This is a genomic window from Desulforhopalus singaporensis (genome assembly GCF_900104445.1).
GTDB lineage: Bacteria > Desulfobacterota > Desulfobulbia > Desulfobulbales > Desulfocapsaceae > Desulforhopalus_A > Desulforhopalus_A singaporensis.
Genome location: NZ_FNJI01000028.1, coordinates 1 through 17,529, shown reverse-complemented (window position 1 = coordinate 17,529; position 17,529 = coordinate 1). Strand labels below are relative to the sequence as shown.

At 53.0% G+C, this 17,529-nt stretch carries 13 protein-coding genes; 8 read left to right on the top strand and 5 right to left on the bottom strand.

From position 1 onward, the window contains the following. Positions 1-3: 3 nt before the first annotated feature. Together BLQ17_RS16615 and BLQ17_RS16610 are read left to right on the top strand one after the other, a co-directional pair. Positions 4-1,962: a hydantoinase B/oxoprolinase family protein gene (locus BLQ17_RS16615; protein ID WP_092224882.1), complete on the top strand. Its 1,959-nt coding sequence runs from the start codon at positions 4-6 to the stop codon at positions 1,960-1,962. Positions 1,963-2,030: 68 nt separating this feature from the next. Further along, a complete protein-coding gene (locus BLQ17_RS16610; protein WP_092224880.1) occupies positions 2,031-2,663 on the top strand; it encodes an acetate uptake transporter family protein in 633 nt (210 codons plus the stop codon). A 69-nt stretch (positions 2,664-2,732) separates the two neighbouring features. Here BLQ17_RS16610 and BLQ17_RS16605 read toward each other — a convergent pair whose 3' ends face one another. The 5 genes from BLQ17_RS16605 to BLQ17_RS16585 all read right to left on the bottom strand — a co-directional run bounded on the left by BLQ17_RS16605 (position 2,733) and on the right by BLQ17_RS16585 (position 10,598). Next, positions 2,733-4,094, bottom strand: a complete 1,362-nt coding sequence (locus BLQ17_RS16605; RefSeq protein ID WP_092224878.1) for a sigma-54-dependent transcriptional regulator — start codon at positions 4,092-4,094, stop codon at positions 2,733-2,735. Then, the gene (locus BLQ17_RS16600) at positions 4,091-6,376 is read right to left on the bottom strand and encodes a two-component system sensor histidine kinase NtrB (RefSeq protein WP_092224876.1); all 2,286 of its coding nucleotides are present in this window, start codon (positions 6,374-6,376) and stop codon (positions 4,091-4,093) included. Before BLQ17_RS16600 ends, BLQ17_RS16605 begins: the two co-directional genes overlap by 4 nt. A 9-nt stretch (positions 6,377-6,385) precedes the next feature. Continuing rightward, complete coding sequence (torT, locus tag BLQ17_RS16595) at positions 6,386-7,522, bottom strand: TMAO reductase system periplasmic protein TorT (RefSeq protein ID WP_176761277.1); 1,137 nt, start codon at positions 7,520-7,522, stop codon at positions 6,386-6,388. A 293-nt stretch (positions 7,523-7,815) separates the two neighbouring features. Beyond that, positions 7,816-9,327 carry a dihydrolipoyl dehydrogenase family protein gene (locus BLQ17_RS16590; protein ID WP_218121825.1) on the bottom strand — a complete coding sequence of 504 codons (1,512 nt, stop codon included), beginning with the start codon at positions 9,325-9,327 and terminating at the stop codon, positions 7,816-7,818. 80 nt (positions 9,328-9,407) lie between these two features. After that, a complete protein-coding gene (locus BLQ17_RS16585; RefSeq protein WP_092224872.1) occupies positions 9,408-10,598 on the bottom strand; it encodes an anaerobic nitric oxide reductase flavorubredoxin in 1,191 nt (396 codons plus the stop codon). 365 nt (positions 10,599-10,963) lie between these two features. On the opposite strand from BLQ17_RS16585, the gene nadC reads away from it, so the two are divergent. The 6 genes from nadC to BLQ17_RS16555 form a co-directional block, all read left to right on the top strand. Beyond that, the gene (nadC, locus tag BLQ17_RS16580) at positions 10,964-11,782 is read left to right on the top strand and encodes a carboxylating nicotinate-nucleotide diphosphorylase (RefSeq protein ID WP_218121824.1); all 819 of its coding nucleotides are present in this window, start codon (positions 10,964-10,966) and stop codon (positions 11,780-11,782) included. Between the two features lie 45 nt (positions 11,783-11,827). After that, positions 11,828-12,880 (top strand): quinolinate synthase NadA, encoded by a 1,053-nt coding sequence (gene nadA, locus BLQ17_RS16575; protein ID WP_092224868.1) that lies wholly within the window; start codon positions 11,828-11,830, stop codon positions 12,878-12,880. A gap of 64 nt (positions 12,881-12,944) precedes the next feature. Continuing rightward, a complete protein-coding gene (nadB, locus tag BLQ17_RS16570) occupies positions 12,945-14,513 on the top strand; it encodes an L-aspartate oxidase (protein WP_092224866.1) in 1,569 nt (522 codons plus the stop codon). Between the two features lie 561 nt (positions 14,514-15,074). Continuing rightward, a complete protein-coding gene (locus BLQ17_RS16565; protein ID WP_092224864.1) occupies positions 15,075-16,232 on the top strand; it encodes an acyl-CoA dehydrogenase family protein in 1,158 nt (385 codons plus the stop codon). A gap of 57 nt (positions 16,233-16,289) precedes the next feature. Beyond that, positions 16,290-16,478 carry a hypothetical protein gene (locus BLQ17_RS16560; protein ID WP_092223109.1) on the top strand — a complete coding sequence of 63 codons (189 nt, stop codon included), beginning with the start codon at positions 16,290-16,292 and terminating at the stop codon, positions 16,476-16,478. A gap of 11 nt (positions 16,479-16,489) precedes the next feature. Continuing rightward, positions 16,490-17,529, top strand: a 1,040-nt coding sequence (locus tag BLQ17_RS16555; RefSeq protein ID WP_281180528.1) for a sodium ion-translocating decarboxylase subunit beta, incomplete at its 3' end; no start/stop codon positions are given.

The window sequence follows — 17,529 nt, the reverse complement described above, 5'->3', positions numbered from 1 at the left end:
ATAATGGCACAAGTAGAATCGAGACTGGACCCGGTAACTTTTGAAGTCTTAAAGAATGCGTTTGGCAATCTGGTGGACCAGATGTCCGAACAGATCCTCAGGACCTGCTATTCCTTTGTCATCTATTGCCGAGACTTCAGCTCGGCGCTCTGCGATGTGAACGGTGATACGATAATGCAGGGCAGCCAGGACATAGCTGTGCACGTGGGAACCCTGCATCTTACCGCCAAGGCTATTATCGACACCTTTGGCGACGATATCCATGAAGGTGATGTCTTCATCTTCAACGACCCCTATGTCGGCGGCACCCATTTCTGCGACGTCAGGATCGTCAGACCGGTTTTCTGGGAAGGTGAAATCGTAGCGTTTACCCTCACCAACGGCCACTGGGCCGATGTCGGCGGAACCGTTCCCGGATCTTTTGACATATCGGCCAAGAACCACTACGGCGAAGGGACACGGATTACACCGACCAGGATATGGGACAAGGGGAGGTATCTCGGAGATGTCGCAAACTGTCTGGTGGCCAACATGCGGGGAGCAGAGGATCGTCTCGGCGACCTGCGGGCCCAGGCGGAGGCTACCATGGTCGGTCAGCGCGAATTTTTACGGCTGGTGAGCAAGTATGGCAAGGATACCGTCCTAGAGGCCGCCCGTGAGTGTCAGGATTATGTAGAGCGTATAACTAAGGCGCGGATATCCGAGCTTGAAGACGGCACCTGGGACACCGTTGATTTTATCGATCAGGATCCGGAGCAGCCAGAAGCTCTCATCCCCATCAAGGTAAAGATGACAATCAAGGGCGAGAGAGTCGCCTATGATCTTGAGGGCTCGCACAACTATATCGGCTGTTTTCTCAATTCGGCCTACCCGGCAACACTTTCTGCACTTATTGCAGGAACCAAGGCCTTCTTTCCCGATATCCCTCTTAATGCCGGATTTTTCAAGGCGTTTGATATAAAAATGCCCGAGAATTCAGTGGTCAATGCCCCCTGGCCGGTTGCGGTGACCGGCTTCTGCTCCGGAGTGTATGAAAAGGTGCAGGCGGCGGTTATCGATCTGTGGTCGAAAATGATGCCGGAGCGGGCCATGGGATGTGCTTTCAACCTTGAATACCTGCTTATCGGCGGCTGGGACCGGCGCGCCAGTTCCGACACTTTTTTCATGTGGTATGACTGGATGGCGGGAGGACACGGAGCGCGCTCCCATAAAGATGGCTGCAACGCGACCGCGGCGGTATTCGGACTGGGACTGAGCATCCAGCCCTGCGAAGGTCAGGAGCGGCTCAGCCCGGTGCTGACAAGCGAGCACGCGATCATGACCGATTCTGCCGGTCCGGGTAAGCATCGGGGCGGATGCGGTGTGGTCAAGGGCGGCACCGTCATGGACTGTGAACAGTCGGTTATGTCCTATTGCTGCGACCGGTCCAGGTCCATACCTTTCGGCATCTGGGGAGGATTGCCCTCTATTCCTCAGGGACTCTGGAAAAACAAGAACACCGAAAACGAGGAGTTTCTCGGGGCGATATTTTCAGGTGTCCCGGTCAAGAAAGGTGACACTTTCATCAGGCCTTCCGCCGGCGGTGGAGGTCTTGGCGATCCCCTGGAGCGTTCTGTCGAGGAGGTGCTCGAGGATGTCATTGACGGCTACGTTTCGGTGAAAAGGGCGATGAAGGATTACGGGGTGGTGATCCGGGTTAACGATGAAGACTTGCTCGACTATGATGTCGATTACCTGGCGACGGAAAAAGAACGCGCCTACATCCGCGCCAATCGCATTGGTTGGATGAGAAAGGATCCCATGGAGGTGAAGAAGAGTCTTGCCCTAGGGGAGATCGATCTCCTCGATGTGATTCGCCGCCACGGCGTTATAATGGACTGGGGTACCGGGGAGGTTCTGGTCGAGACTACCCGGCAGTTCAGGGAAATGCTGGAACAGAAGACGATAGCGTTCTGGGAATAACCGACAGGACGTCCCCCGGAATCTGTTTTTGGGGGACGTTTTGCCACCATAAGGTAAAGGAACGGAAAATGGATGACAATATAAATGTAAATGTGAAAGTCGCAGACGCGGGTCCGGCGGGCTGGATGGCCTATTCGATGGCCACGCTGATTGCCTGGCCATCTCTTTGCGGGATGGTAAACGACAGGGCATTGCTTTTTATGGCCGCGATTTCCCTGGCATGCACCATCCCCTACCTGACGGCTGGAATAAGTCAGTTGAGGCTGAGCAATGTGGCGGGCGGTGTCACCTGGATCTATTTCGGGGCCTTTTTTGCGTTTTGTTCGGCAGAGTGTTACCTGATCAGCTATTTCGCGCCGATCTACCAGTGGCAGCTGGACCCGAGAATCCTTGGGTTCGAGTGGGCGGTGCTGGCCATGGTGCTGATCCTGACCACGCCGGTATTCATCAAATACTCTCCCGCGGCAGCTTCCTTGTCGGTGCTGGCCGCTGATATCGGACTGGCGACCCTGGCCCTTATCTACTGGGGATATACCGAGTTCATACCCGTCAGTGGCTGGTCGTTTTTTGTCGCCGGTGTTTTCGGCATCATAATGACGGTGGGGGGGATCTTCGACGGTGCCGGGATGAAATTCCCGATGGGCCGTCCGCTCGGCTCCTATCTGCAACGCCGGCTTTCTGTTGAAGAGGTGGCGTCGTAACAAAAGCGCAACCCTGTATATACCGGGGTTGCTCAAAAAAATTCAGTTCTTCCCGAGCCGACCGGTACCTTACTTCTCCTCGAGGTGCTGGTCGGCTTTTATCTGGGACAAGATACGCTGCACATGTCTGAGCGTCACCCCGAGGATTCTTGCCGCCTGTTTGCGATCGCCGCCGGTGTGGTTGAGGACGTCGATGACATGTTTGTTGCGGATCTCCTTGAGGCTGCAGAGCATCGGGGGGGAGGAGGGGGAAGCCTCTTCCTGATGCCACCCGGGATTCTGCCCCAGGATGTAGTCGGAGTCACAGAGAATCACTGCGTTTTCGATTTCCTGCGCCAGCGAGCGGATATTGCCGGGATAATCCTTCTGATACAACTGGTCCATGGCTTCGGGACTGAAGCCGTTAATGGTCTTGTGGTGTTTTTCGCACGCACGCCGCAGGAAGTGTTCGGCCAGTAGCGGAATATCTCCGGTTCTTTCCCTCAGGGGAGGGAGATGGACATGGGCGGATTTAAGCCTGCACAGCAGGTCCAGCCGAAAGCTGCCTTCCTGCAGTGCGGTCTGCATATCGATATTGGTTGCCGAGACGATCTGCAGCCTTACAGGTATCGGCTGGGTGGCGCCAACGGGGATTACCATTTTGTCTTCAAGAACCCGAAGAAGCTTGCTCTGCAGCCTCATTGGAAGTTCGCCGATCTCATCAAGAAACAGGGTTCCGCCGTCTGCCTGTTCAAAAAAACCCTTGTGATCCCGCTCCGCTCCGGTAAATGTTCCCCGTGCATGGCCGAAAAACTGGCTCTCAAAAAGGGATTCGGGAATGGCGGATACATTGACTGCGATAAACGGTCCTCCGCTTCCCGGGCCGACCTTGTGGAGTCCTCTTGCCAAAAGTTCTTTGCCGGTTCCCGACTCGCCGGTAATAAGCACGGGGTTGCCGCTGTTGCCCATGATTCGTGCAAAGGTGAGTAGTTCCAGCATTCTCGGGTCCTGGGAGATGATCTCTGAGAACGGTTCCGGGACCTCGCAGGGCTTGCCGGTTCCGCCGGAACCGGCAAGCCCTGCGAGCAACCCGAGATGTTCGTAAGCCCTTTCCATGGTCAACAGCAGCCGTTCATTGTCGATGGGCTTTACCAGGTAGTCGAAGGATCCCAGTCTGATGGCTTTTACCGCTGTGGCGACATCGTCAACAGCCGTTAAAATGATAAATTCGGTATTGGGACAGAACGGTTTTACCTTCTCCAGAACCTGGAGTCCGTCGAGTTCGGGCATGAGATAATCGAGCAGGACTATGTCGAAATCGTTGTTTTTAATCTTCTCGACCGCCTCGATACCGTTATCGCAGATTGTCACCTTGGGCAGCCCCCGTCGCCTGAGCAGGAGCTTGATGGAGGAAAGTACCAGCGGTTCGTCGTCGACGATTAATATTTTCATAGTTTTAGCCTGGTAGCGTTGTCAATTATGTTTTCAATCGTTTTAAAGCGAAAAGGTTCAAATAGCAGGTATTCGGGGGCCGGCATGTCGGGGGGCTTGAGCTCTATTGCCTCCGGATACCGGGAATAGACGATCAGGGTGAGCAGAGGAAAGGTATTGGTGATTCGCCATATCAGCTGCCACTGCTCGGGCTCAAGTCTTGTAAAAGACAAGAATATAATATCTATTTCCGGCCGCTTTTTTATAATCGCAAAAATATCGTCGGCGTCACCCAGCACCGCCAGCGCCATGTCCGCAGACTCCTTCAGGTTCGCCTTGAGAGATTTCAGTATCCGGTCATTGTTGCCGGCGTACAGCAGGGTAGGGCGCAGCTCTTCTTTTTGCAGACCGGATGTTGATTCTTCGCTAAAAAACAGGGTGAAACAGGTTCCCGTTCCCGGCTTGGAGAGGACTCCGACGATGCCGTTGTTCTCCTTGGCAAGGTTGTAGGATACCGACAACCCCAGCCCCGTCCCTCCCTCGTTTCGCCTGGTGGTGAAAAACGGCTCGAAAATGCGGTCCACCACCTTGGGTTCCATGCCGCAGCCGTTGTCTTCAACCTGGAGCACCACCCTCCTGTGCTCGCTGTCATACCCGGTCCTGACAACTATCCGTCCCTTGTCCTTGTCATCGATGGCGTTTATCGCGTTGAGCACCAGGTTGGTCACTATCTGTTCAAATTTCTGGAAATAGCCCATGACCATGGGCAGGTTGTCGGCGACATCGATCCTCGAGCTGTTGACCGATTTTCTCACCTGGGTGCCGATGATGGCAAATGTTTTTTCAATGACCAGGTTGAGGTTGACAGGCTCCGGTTCTCGGCGGGTGTCGATACGGACGAAGTCCTTCAGGTTGACGACGATTTTATTGATTCGTTCTGAGCCGCTCCTGATCGCCCCGATTATCTCTTCCATATCCAGGCAGAGTTCGGTGAGGGTCATTCCGGAATGGAGTTTTTCAGGGTTTTGTCTCGCGTCATGGTCAAGAAGAGGTTTCAGGATCTGCCACGTCTCCTCAAGCAGGGGGACGTTGCAGGTGATGAAGCTGTTGGGGTTGTTGATTTCGTGGGCGACCCCGGCGACCACTTCACCTAAGGAGGCCAGCTTGTCCGCGTGGAGAACCTGCTGCAGCCGGTGTTCGGCCTGTTTCTGTAGTCTTTTCTCCTCGGTAATGTCCCTCATGAATCCTTCGTAATAAAGTGGCGTCCCTTCGCTGTCGCGAACGTTTCTGGCGGAAATAGCTACGGTGATCTGGTTGCCGTCTTTGCGGTGAACCTTGGTCTCAAACTCAAAGACGCGATCATTCTTTTCAAGCAGGCCGGTGAGCAGGATGCGATCTTCGGGTTTTACATAAAAATCGGTCCTGATGTTGTAGTAGGAGGCGAGAACTTCCTCCGGGGAGTCGTATCCCATCATATGGGCCATGGCCGGGTTGATGCTGATGAACCGCCCCTGGTGCGTGGATTGGAAAATACCTTCAATGGCGTTTTCAAAAATATTTCGATATTTCTCTTCCGCCGATTGCAGCTTCTTGAGCTGTTCGTTGATTCGTGTCCCCATCTGCTCCAGTACCGAACTGAAAGCCTGGAATTCCACGTAAGGTCGGTAGTCGGGCAGGGTGTAGTCGTATTTTTCCTGGGCGTAGGCCTGCACGATCTGATTGAGGCTGCTGAGCGGCCGCTTGAGAATCAGGTGGATGAACAGCCCAGAGAAGATAACTATTGTTATCAGGATGATAAAAATAATCAGGATAAAGGAGAACAGGAGTTTTTCATTGTCTTTCTGGTAGAACCGAATGGAGAGCGACAGGGCCACCTCTCCGACGTAGGCGCCGTTGTGATATATGGTTCCGGACCGGTATACCGACCTCTCCAGGTCTTTTTTTTCCATGGAGTAGGCGACACGGCCGAAATGGTCCTTGATGATAATGTGGGCAATCGGCTCATTCTGCGAGATGGTTTTGCCTATCATCTTGATATAGTCGTAATCAATATTCCACAGCGGAATTTCAAGTGCCCGTATCTGGTACGAAAGGATGTTGTCCGCCCTGGTCTCAAGGTCCGTTTTGGCTTTTTTGACCTCATACATGTAGATCACCGCAACGACGATAAAAGATACCATTGCCACGGTGAGCATGAGCCCTAAGGTGAGCCTTCTGGCAATCGAACGGTTTTTCCTGCTCTTATCCGGTGAAAGATCAACTACTGGAGCGTTGTTTCGTGCCGGGTGATGACTGTTTTCCATTTCCTGGTATTAAAAGTTGAATTCTTTGACGACGGGGGTGAACTCTTTCTCGCCGAAAAGCGATTGGAAGCTGAATCGGTCAATATTGTCCCGGGTTATCAGAGGGATTTCCGGGAATGCGAGAAACGGCAGGTCTTTTCCCGGCTGCTGTCCTTCCAGGATCCTGACCATCATATCGAGGGCGATTCTGCACTGGGATATGGTCTGGTCGGACGGGGCCGCTTTGATGAATCCTTTCTGGATCTGATCGTAAACCGTCAGGGTGATATAGGTGGAAAGGATTTTGGCCCCCGGATGTATGTCGGGATTTTCCTTGAGGTATTTTACCGCTTCCACCGCTGCCACCGCGTTGCCGATGATATAGTCGATGTCGCGGTTTTCCTCAGCGTTCAACGTGTCCAGCCGCAACCGCTGAACATCGGGCCTGGTGTCGCCGTAAAGCGGTTCCTGCAATACTATTTTTCGCCCAGGGGGCGTAAGCGCGGAGATGGCTGCCGCAAATCCCTGATAGGTACCGGTTGCCCATTCGGAATTTTCCGGCCCGGGAAAAATGGCTACCTTTACGACGTCCGAGGTAGAATCGTTGAGCACATATTCAGCCAGTTTGTAGCCGATATCGTAAAATGGAGCAAAAATCTTTGCGCTGATTGCCGGGGCATGAATGTCGTTTATGAGCGCCACGACCGGGATACCAGCCTGGGTGACTTCCTCCACGTAGGGGTCCATCCTGGTGAAATCTACTGAAGTGAGCAGAATCCCGTCAACTTTATCGGTGTTCGCGAGATGGCGCAACTGTGTCCTCTGGTTTCCGAGATTGTTGTAGCCTCCTGCGGTATACAGGGTGATTTTGATTCCAAGTTTGCGGGCATGGGAAACGATGCCGTAGTTTGCGGTACTGAAATAGGAGTCTTTTATGTGGGGGAACAGCACCCCGACATGGTAGTTTTTTGCCGGGTGCCAGGGCTGCCATTCTTCGGTGACGGGGCCTTGCAGGCCTGCCGAAAAAGAGCTCTCTGTCCTGGCGGCGGCATCGTAGGTGCCGTAGTAACTTCTGATTCTTGTGTTGCCGGATGCTCTTCCGGTATGCAGACAGGACCAGAGGATAAGTAAAAAGATCGTTGTAATGGCGATGGGTTTTTTCTGCAACGATTCGTCCTCAGGCTGGTTGTGACCCAAAAAGGTTCAGGTGCGGCATGATCGCTAAAAAAAACGGGGAAGTGATACCCGCTAACCCTATCGTACTTCTTTTCTTGTTTCCACTTTTTTAAGCGGACGGTGTTTATTTCACCGGTTTTGTTGGCGCTCTTCATAGGAGATCCGCCGCCCCATGACAAAACAGGCGGGCCGGCGCAAAAATTTTCCTGAAATGTTCTGACACGGGGCGGACAGGACCACGCCGCCGATTCACGGTGTTGAAAATGAGTTGGCCCTGGCCTGTGCTATTTTTTCTCGTCAACATAGCCGGTTTCTGGGTGCCAGCTCTTGACTTTGAGAAGATCCGGGAACGGGTATGGCTTGAATATCGATTTTTTTACCAGCATCCGTAAACACTCTTCGATGCCCTCGACGATGGTAGGATGCGGATAAATGCTTTTCAGGACGTCAAGCACACCCTGTCCCTGGTCCATGAAATGGGCAATGGACATTATGGTGCTTGATACCTGGGGACCGGCCGCCCGCATACCGAGTATACGCTGCTGTTCATCGTCGGTGACGACAATCTTGACGAAGCCTTGGGTCGCCCGCATCGCGATGGCGCGATTGCACATGGCGTTGGAGTAGTAGGCGACCTTGAACGGGATTTTTTTCTGGCGGCACATCTTTTCACTGAGACCTACCGCGGCAACGGCCGGATAGAAAAACATGACGGTCGACATGTTCCGGTAGGAAAGAGGCCACCTGGTTCTGCCGAACATATGCTTTACCGCGTATCGTCCCTCCATCTCGGCGATGTTGACCAGAGCGGGGTTGTGGGTGATGTCTCCTGCCGCGTAGATATTATCTTTTATGCAGCAGTTTTCGTCGGTTTTCAAGATGTTGGTTCCGGTCGTATCTATCCCCAGATTTTCAAGACCCAGCCCCGAGGGGTCGAACCTGCGGCCTATGGAGATGAATGCGGCGTCAGCTTCGATTATTTCGGAATGTCCCTCCCTGAAGTCGAGTGTCGCCTGGAGGTAGCCGGCCTGGGGGAGAATATTGCGCAGCTTTGCCGAATGGATAATTTTGACGCCGCTGCGGGCAAGGTTTTTCTTGACGAAGTCCGAAACGTCTTCATCTTCATAGGGGATAACCCTCTTGGCGTGGTCCACAAGATAGACCTTGGTCTGGCCGAAATTTGAAAAGATGGTTGCGTACTCGCAACCGATGACCCCGGCGCCGATGATCACCAGTCGTTCAGGAAAACATTGAAGGTTGAGGATTCCGTCGGAGTCGAATATCCGTTCCTGATCAAGAAGAATATTGTCGATTTTTCGCGGTCTTGATCCTGTGGAAACAAGAAAGTAACGCGATTTTACCCTTTCTCTGGTTTCGTCCGGGCAGGTTATTTCAACTTCGTTTTTCGATAGAAATTTTCCCCACCCGGTCTTCAGCGTCAGTGACCCGGGGCCGTCCCACCTGTTTGGGGAATAGCTTTCGATTTGTGAAAGCATCTGGTACTGCTTTTCTTTTGCCGCCTGGAGTACGGTCCTGCGCACCTCGCAGTAGTCTACCGAGATCCCGTGAACCCGATACCCCCGGTCCTGCTTGTTGGCGATCGCATAGTCCTTGGCTATTTCCCACATGGTCTTGGAGGCGAGGGCGCCCCACATGATGCCGGTACCTCCGATTTCAGCCGCCTCGATGATGCAGACATGTTTGCCGAAATCCAGAGCCCGCATTGCCCCGGCAAACCCTGCGGGGCCGCATCCCAGTACGCATAAATCGAAAATATCCGGCGGATCTTGAGCCACAGTCGATCTCCTTCTGGTTTACTGCCGGCCGCCCCTGGTTGATGAGTCCTGGCCGCCGACAATGATCAAACACGGTAGGTCTATTGTACATCGTCGGCGAAGTTTTCTCCATATTGGTGGCAAAGTTGTCTGCTGTTATCGTCCGGCGCCCAGGTGATGCGCAGTCCTTCATTGACAACGTCAAAACCTGATTCGCCAAGCCGTGCTGTGATGATTTTTACCGCCTCTCCGCTCCAGCCGTAGCTGCCGAAAGCTCCTGCTTTCTTGTTTTTGAATTTCAACCCCCTGATCTCTTCAAGCAGTGCGGCGACGGAGACAAGTATGGTGTTGTTGATGGTCGACGATCCGACCAGGATGGCCTTGGACCTGAAGATCTCCGTGATAACGTCGTTCTTGTCACTCTTGGCCAGGTTGAAAAGTTTTACTCTCACCTGGTCGTCCCTGGCCCTGATGCCGGCACTGATCTGTTCCGCCATAAGCCGGGTGCTGTCCCACATCGTGTCATAGAGGATGGTGATCTGGTTTTCCTGGTAGTCCTGCGCCCACTCGAGATATTTTTCCACTATCTGCGCCGGGTCGTCCCGCCAGATAATGCCGTGACTGGTGCAGATAATCTCCAGTGGCAACTTGAAACCGAGCACTTCCTTGATCTTGCGTGTGACCAGGGGGCTGAACGGTGTGAGTATGTTGGCGTAATATTTGATGCACTCGCTATAGAGTTCATCCTGGTCGACCCTGTCGTTGAACATGAACTCCGAGGCGTAATGCTGGCCGAATGCATCGTTGCTAAACAGCACATTGTCGCCTGAGAGATAGGTGAACATCGAGTCGGGCCAGTGCAGCATCGGCGCTTCAACGAAGGTGAGTTCCTTTTTTCCAAGACTCAGGGTGTCGCCGGTTTTTACTATCTGAAAATTCCAATCCTTATGGTACAGCCCTTTGAGGATCTTTACCCCGTTTTTTGTGCAGTAGATCGGTACCTCGGGGATCTGCTCCATGAGGAGCGGAAGGGCGCCGCTGTGATCGTTTTCGCCGTGATTGACGATTACGTAATCAATTTTTTCCAGATCGATTTGTTGTTGCAGGTTTTCTACATACTCCCGGGCGAATGGCCCCCATACGGTGTCGATAAGTGCGGTTTTTTCTTCTTCGATCAGGTAGGAATTGTAGGAGGAGCCCCTGTGGGTTGAATATTCGTCGCCATGGAACTTTCGCAGTTCCCAGTCAATTTTCCCGACCCACTTGATATTGTTTTTTACGATAAAACTCATAGCTTCCTCTCCTTATGCTTGACTGCAGATGATGAGAAATGGTGCTGCCAACACCGGATAAGTTCGGCGGAATGTTATGTAATTATTAGTAGGTTTCACCATATAAGCAATGCTTGTCCGGTATTTTGTTGCCGGTTTTATATCGGCACCAGCAACCGTGCGGAGCCACGGTGTCTTCCTTTTTTTCTTCAAACGTTGCCTGAAAAAAACAGTGTAATTGGATGGGGAGATAGAAATTACAGCAGAAAAGTAGATTATCATCTGGGACTATTCGACAGAAGTCTGGTATAGTCGTCTTCCGTTTGTGCAGGTTGAAGATAAATTAATCACTTTACGATGCGATGGATGCGATTTTAGAAAAGACAATGGACTTGATCAGGGTGGCTTTTGGTGAAGATCTTCAGGATGCAGGAGATGTCACCAGCGATGCCATTTTCGAAGCGGAGCAGGATCACTACTTTCTGGTGGCGAAACAGGACGGGGTCTTGTGCGGTACCAAGCTTTTTGCCGGCTCTTTTCACTATATCGACGTTAATTGCCGGGTGAATTTCAACTTCAAGGATGGCGATCGTCTTTGTTCTGGTGACAGGGTCGCCGAGGTGACCGGCCCCATCCGTTCGTTGCTGACAGCCGAGCGGGTTGCGCTCAACTTTATTGCTCACCTGAGCGGTATTGCAACGCTGACCCGCCGTTATGTCGATGCCGCGGCAAGCGGCGGCAGCACAAGGATTCTGGACACCCGGAAAACTCTGGCCGGGTTGCGCCTGCTGCAAAAATATGCGGTGAAATGCGGGGGAGGGACCAATCACCGTATGGGGCTGTATGATATGGTCATGATCAAGGATAACCACATCGACGGTGCCGGAGGAATCGGCAGAGCCGTCGAGAAGGTGAGAAAGCGGTGGGGAAACAGGTTTAAAATAGAGGTTGAAACCAGAAATCTTGTAGAAGTGAAAGAAGCTCTGGCGAACGGTGTCGACGTCATCATGCTTGACAATATGGACCTGGGCGAGATGCGGCAGGCTGTAGCTGCAATCGGGGGGCGTGCCAAAACCGAAGCCTCAGGAAATATGACCATAGAGAGAATACCCGAAGTGGCGCAGACCGGCGTGGATTACATCTCTGTCGGCGCCTTGACCCACAGTGTGCCGGCCTTCGATTTTTCGTTTCGGAAAAATAGCTGATGGCCGGGCAAGAAAAAAAGAGAGCATATTATCGGGAGTTTGCAAATGAATGATTTGGTGCAAGAGATCAGAAGTATAAAAGAGGAACTTGGAGACAACATCGTCATACCTGCACACCATTATCAGCGGGACGAGATCGTGGCGCTTGCCGATTTCCTTGGTGATTCCTATAAGTTGGCTGTGGACTGCAGTAAAACCGATGCGCAATATATTCTGTTTTGCGGGGTTCATTTCATGGCGGAGGGGGCGGCGGTGGTTGCGGGCAAACATCAGCTGGTGGTCACTCCTGACCCGGGGGCTGGGTGTCCCATGGCCGACATGATAGACAACAACGAGGCGGAAAAAGCCTATGCGGCAATGAGTTCTCTGTGTCCGCGGGAAATCATTCCGGTTATCTACATGAACTCCAGCGCATCGATGAAAGCGTTTTGCGGAGCCCGTAACGGAGCTGTATGCACCAGCTCCAATGCGGTCAAGATCGTCAGACACTATCTCGACGCCGGCAAATCGGTTTTCTTCTCCCCCGACTATAACCTTGGGGTCAACGTGGCAAACGAGCTTGGCCTCACAAGAGACGAGCTGGTGCTGATAAACCGGGACGGAACGGTGCAGCCGGGGGGAAGTGAAGACGCCAGGCTTTATATTTGGGACGGGTACTGCCACGTACACAAGAGTTTTAGCGTGGACGACATCCTGGCTCTTCGCCGCCAATACAGCGATATCCAGATTATCGTACATCCCGAATGCACCGAACAGGTGGTCGCCGAAGCTGATTTTGCCGGTTCTACCTCAATGATATATAACAGGGTGAAAAACGCTCCTGCAGGAACCGTATGGGGGATTGGAACGGAACATAATTTTGTTTCCAGGATCGCCTCCGAGTGTAGCGACAAGACCGTTGTCGCCCTGAAAAAATCTCTCTGCACCGATATGAATGTGACCAATCTCGACAGTCTCGCCACAACGATCAGGGCGGTTGGCAAACACTTCAGGGGCGAGGGGGAGCTGCACAACCAGGTGACGGTTCCAGAGTCCCATCGCCGGGATGCCAAAAAGGCGATGGAGAGGATGATTGCAATTGTCGAACAGGCGGGTTGAGCTGTTGCCAATTCTGTTGAGCAGCTGGAGCAATTCACTTTAAAACTATGATGAGAACAGGACGATGAGGCATTTTTACGATGTAGTTATTGTCGGCTCCGGGGTAGCAGGACTGTCAGCAGGGATTCTGCTCAAGGAGTACGGTTTGAATGTAGTCGTGATCACCAAAGAGAGCAGAATCCAGGAAACCGCCACCAATTACGCCCAGGGGGGGATTATTGCCTGGAAAAAAAGTGATTCTCCCGAGCTGCTTGAAAAAGATATTATCCATGCGGGGTGTGACGTTAACAGCAGTGAAGCGGTACGGCTGATTGTCGAAAAAGGACCGAAGCTGGTCTTCGATTTTCTCATCGACAGGCTGGGTATGGATTTCAGCCGAAGCAGTGGCGGCGAGTTGGACTACACTGAGGAAGCCGCCCATTCCACACGACGAATTATTCACTATTCCGATCATACCGGAGAGCATATCCAGAAAGGGTTGATTGAGTATGCGCGGAAGATCGGATTGCCGATTCTGCCCAGTCGTACCGCGATCGACCTGATCACCAACAATCACCACTCAGAAGATACCCAGGAGCTTTATGCACCGTCTGAAGTCATGGGACTTTATGTGTTGAACAACGAAAAGGAGGTGGTGGAGACTTTTCTGGCCCATAACGTGATTCTTGCCACCGGCGGACTCGGAAATATTTACCAGCATACCACCAATCCTCTGTTAGCCACCGGGGACGGTATGAGCATGGCCTATCGTGCCGGCGCGGATATCATAAATGGCGAATATGTCCAGTTTCATCCCACCGCCCTTTATCACCGGGACATTAAAAGATTCCTTATTTCCGAATCGCTGCGGGGCGAGGGTGCCATACTCATAGATCACGGCGGCCGGCCGTTTATGAAGTCATATTCAGATCTTGCAGATCTGGCGCCAAGGGATGTCGTGGCCAGGGCGATCTACGAGGAGATGGCCAAGAGCGGCAAGGATTTCATGTTCCTTGATATCGCTTCCCACTACAAGGGACGGGAACCGCTGGAACAACGTTTTTCAAGGATATACCAAACCTGCCTCAAGGGGGGCATCGATATCACCAGGGAGCCGATCCCTGTGGTTCCTGCTGCCCACTATTTTTGCGGCGGAATCAAGGTTGACCGGTTCGGTCGATCGTCCATCGCCAACCTGTACGCCATCGGCGAAACAAGCTGTACCGGAGTGCACGGGGCCAACCGGTTGGCTTCCACGTCACTGCTCGAAGGGCTCACCTGGGCCAAGCAGGCAGCAGACCATATCCGGTCCGAGGGTGAAAAAATATCGCTTAAGCGATTCGCCCGGATTCCCGACTGGCATGATCCGGAATACTCCGAGGAGTTCGACCCGCTGCTCTTTCAACAGGACTGGAAGATGATCCAGTTGACCATGTGGAATTACGCCGGGATCAGCCGTACCCGAAAAGGTCTTGACCGTGCCAGGTCCGATCTTAATTATCATGCCCACCGCATCTTAAAATTTTATCGGGAAGCCAAACTGAACAGGCAGATTATCGAGTTGAGAAACGGCGTGGTCAACGCCACCATCATCGCCAGGGCTGCTGCCCGCAACAAAAACTCTAAAGGCTGTCATTTCATGACCGGCCGATGACCAGAGCCAGGAATCAATAGCCCGCCTTCCCGGAAGTCCTAGTATGAGCCCCGCAGTCTTCAGCTGCGGGGCTCATTTTTTTTCTTGTCTGCGCAAATTATAAGCTTGTCCGGTCGCCGGTTCATCGCTCATTGGCACCGATATGGTGACCTGCTCCGGGTATGAACAGTGCCCGGTCCTGTTTCTGCCCCATCAGAAGCCTGGCTTCCGTATCCGTGGGGGTGGGGTACCCGCCGCGCAAAATTCCGTTTTGGTACCTTTCTGCGACGCAGGTGTCCCATAATCCTGATCACTACAGTTCCGCAATGCGGAACATTAATGCCGCTAAATAAGAAAAAATTGATTAAACTTGTTGAAAATGGAATTTGATAGTCGAATAATGTTGACATATGGTAAGGTATGCGGTAATTCGGAAACAGAATGTTTCGCTGCATAGATCTCGGTCGAAACCTATGGGGCGATAGAGTTTGCTACAACGTTGAGAGCCTGCTGACTGCAGAAGAGCAAGACTGTTAAGCGGCAATATATCGATATCTAATTTTTCTTATCATGGAGGCAGAGATGCAGTTCGGATTGACAGATGAACAGCGGATGATGCAGGAAATGGCCAAGGACTTTGCGGAAAAGGAAATTCTTCCCACCCTCAAGGAGGATGAGGCGGAGCACAAGTTTCGCCCTGAAATCGTCAAGAAGATGGCTGAACTGGGTTTTTTCGGCTGCGCCATCCCTGAAGAGTACGGCGGCAACGGCTTCGGTTTTCTCGAATCGGTAATTTGCGCCGAGCAGATTGCCAAGGTGAGCGGTTCCTGGCGGCTGCCTTTTAACATGCAGAACATCGGTCCGGCGGTAACGGTTAACAAGTTTGGAACCGAGGAGCAGAAAAAGCGGTTTATCCCGGACTGGGTCAACGCCGATTCCTACGGTTTTTTTGCCATCACCGAGCCCAATTCCGGTTCCGACGTGGCAGGGATGGGAACCGTCGCCGTCGACTGCGGCGACCACTGGGAGCTTACCGGCCAGAAAATGTGGATCTCCAACGCCCATATCGGCGATTACGGCCTGGTCTACGCCTATACCGATAAAGCGAAGAAATATAAGGGCATGACCTGTTTCATCGTCAACCTCAAGGACAACGAGGGGATCGTCACCGCGCCGATTGAAACGAAGCTCGGGCTGCACTGCGCGCCAACCGGCGAGATCTCGTTTGACCATGCCGTCATTCCCAAGGACTCGGTTCTCGGAGAAGTGGGACAAGGTTTCCAGGTGTGCATGTTCCAGCTCAATAACACCCGTATCAGCTGTTCGGCGGGCGCCCTGGGGATCGCCGGGGGAGCCATCGCCGCGGCGATCGACTACGCCAACGAGCGGACCCAGTTCGGCAAAAAGATAGGATCGTATCAGCTTGTCCAGGGACAGATCGCCGATATGGTAGCGGAACATGAAGCGGCGAGGCTGCTGGTTTACCGGGCGGCATGGCTCAAGGACCAGGGGCTGCCCAATCAGCACCAGACTTCCATGGCCAAGCTTTTCGCGTCGGAAGCGGCGGTACATGCCGCGTCGGAGACCATGAAGATCTTCGGCAGCTACGGCTATTCAACGGAGTATCCGGCCGAGCGTTTTCTCCGCGACGCGCATTCCCTGCGGGTGGTCGAGGGTACGAGCAACATCCAGAAGACAATCGTCGCCGGGATCTCCCTGGGCGATGTGCCGAACAGGTAAGAGAAATAAAGGATCAAGCCGTCAAAAGCTACGGCAAAACCATCTGAGGGGGGAAAGATGGCAACCGACTGGTCAAAAGTTCTGGAAGTATTCGGCAGCGGTATCGTAGGGGTTTTTGTGGTGATGCTCATTGTGCAGCTTCTGACCCAGGCGTCGACCTGGGTGATCGATGTAATCGAGCGTCGCAGGGCAGCGGGACCGGCAGAGCCAAAGCCTGAAAATCAATCTGCACCTGCCAAAGGGTGAAAGGGGGAGTCGTGTACCAGATATTGAATGACCTCGTTTTCTCCAGCGGTGCAATAAGCCTGACAGGCGGCAATGTGGTGATGTGGTTTATCGCTTTCGTGCTGCTCTATCTTGCCATAAAAAAGCAGTATGAACCACTGTTGCTGTTGCCGATTGCGTTTGGCATCCTGGTTGTCAACCTGCCCCTGACGTACCTGATGGAGCCTGAACATGGGCTGATCTGGTTTTTCTATCGTTACGGGATCGAACTTGACATTATTCCGCCGCTGGTGTTCCTGGGGCTGGGAGCGATGATCGATTTCGGTCCCCTGATCGCCAACCCGAAGACTCTTCTTCTGGGTGCCGGAGCCCAGGCGGGGCTGTATGTAACTTTTTTCGTCGCGATTCTGTTTGGCTTTGATCTCCCCGAGGCTGGATCAATCGCCATCATCGGAGGCGCCGACGGGCCGACCACCATCTACCTGACATCCAAGCTGGCACCCCATCTGCTGGGAGCCACCGCGGTGTCCGCTTATGCATACATGGCGCTGGTGCCGATTATCCAGCCGCCGATGATGAAAATGCTGACCACGGACAAGGAACGCAAGATTACCATGAGCAGGCTGCGTCCGGTGAGCAAGCTGCAGCGGATCTGTTTTCCGCTGACCACCGCCATGACCATCATGCTGGTGGTGCCGTCAGCCGCACCGCTGATCTCGATGCTCATGCTGGGCAATCTTTTCAAGGAATCGGGAGTGGTTGAACGTCTCACCAAGGCGTCGTCAAACGAGCTGATGAATATCGTAACCATCTTCCTTGGATTGTCCGTTGGAGCGACCATGAATGCGGCGGCGTTTTTAAACCCCAAGGTCCTGTTCATATTCTTCCTGGGACTGTTTGCCTTTATCGTCAGTACGGCGGCGGGGCTGGTCATGGCCAAAATCATGAATCTGTTTTTGCGGGAAAAGATAAATCCGCTGATAGGCGCAGCCGGCGTTTCGGCCGTTCCCATGGCGGCCCGTTGCGTGCACAAGGTAGGGTCTGAGGCCAACCGCCGTAATTATCTGCTGAT

Bases quoted from the DNA above. Each gene is read 5' to 3' on its own strand.
- nadC (WP_218121824.1), top strand. From the start codon at position 10,964: ATGGACTTGATCAGGGTGGCTTTTGGTGAAGATCTTCAGGATGCAGGA.
- BLQ17_RS16605 (WP_092224878.1), bottom strand. From the start codon at position 4,094: ATGAAAATATTAATCGTCGACGACGAACCGCTGGTACTTTCCTCCATC.
- nadB (WP_092224866.1), top strand. From the start codon at position 12,945: ATGAGGCATTTTTACGATGTAGTTATTGTCGGCTCCGGGGTAGCAGGA.
- BLQ17_RS16610 (WP_092224880.1), top strand. From the start codon at position 2,031: ATGGATGACAATATAAATGTAAATGTGAAAGTCGCAGACGCGGGTCCG.
- nadA (WP_092224868.1), top strand. From the start codon at position 11,828: ATGAATGATTTGGTGCAAGAGATCAGAAGTATAAAAGAGGAACTTGGA.
- BLQ17_RS16615 (WP_092224882.1), top strand. From the start codon at position 4: ATGGCACAAGTAGAATCGAGACTGGACCCGGTAACTTTTGAAGTCTTA.
- BLQ17_RS16585 (WP_092224872.1), bottom strand. From the start codon at position 10,598: ATGAGTTTTATCGTAAAAAACAATATCAAGTGGGTCGGGAAAATTGAC.
- BLQ17_RS16565 (WP_092224864.1), top strand. From the start codon at position 15,075: ATGCAGTTCGGATTGACAGATGAACAGCGGATGATGCAGGAAATGGCC.
- BLQ17_RS16600 (WP_092224876.1), bottom strand. From the start codon at position 6,376: ATGGAAAACAGTCATCACCCGGCACGAAACAACGCTCCAGTAGTTGAT.
- BLQ17_RS16560 (WP_092223109.1), top strand. From the start codon at position 16,290: ATGGCAACCGACTGGTCAAAAGTTCTGGAAGTATTCGGCAGCGGTATC.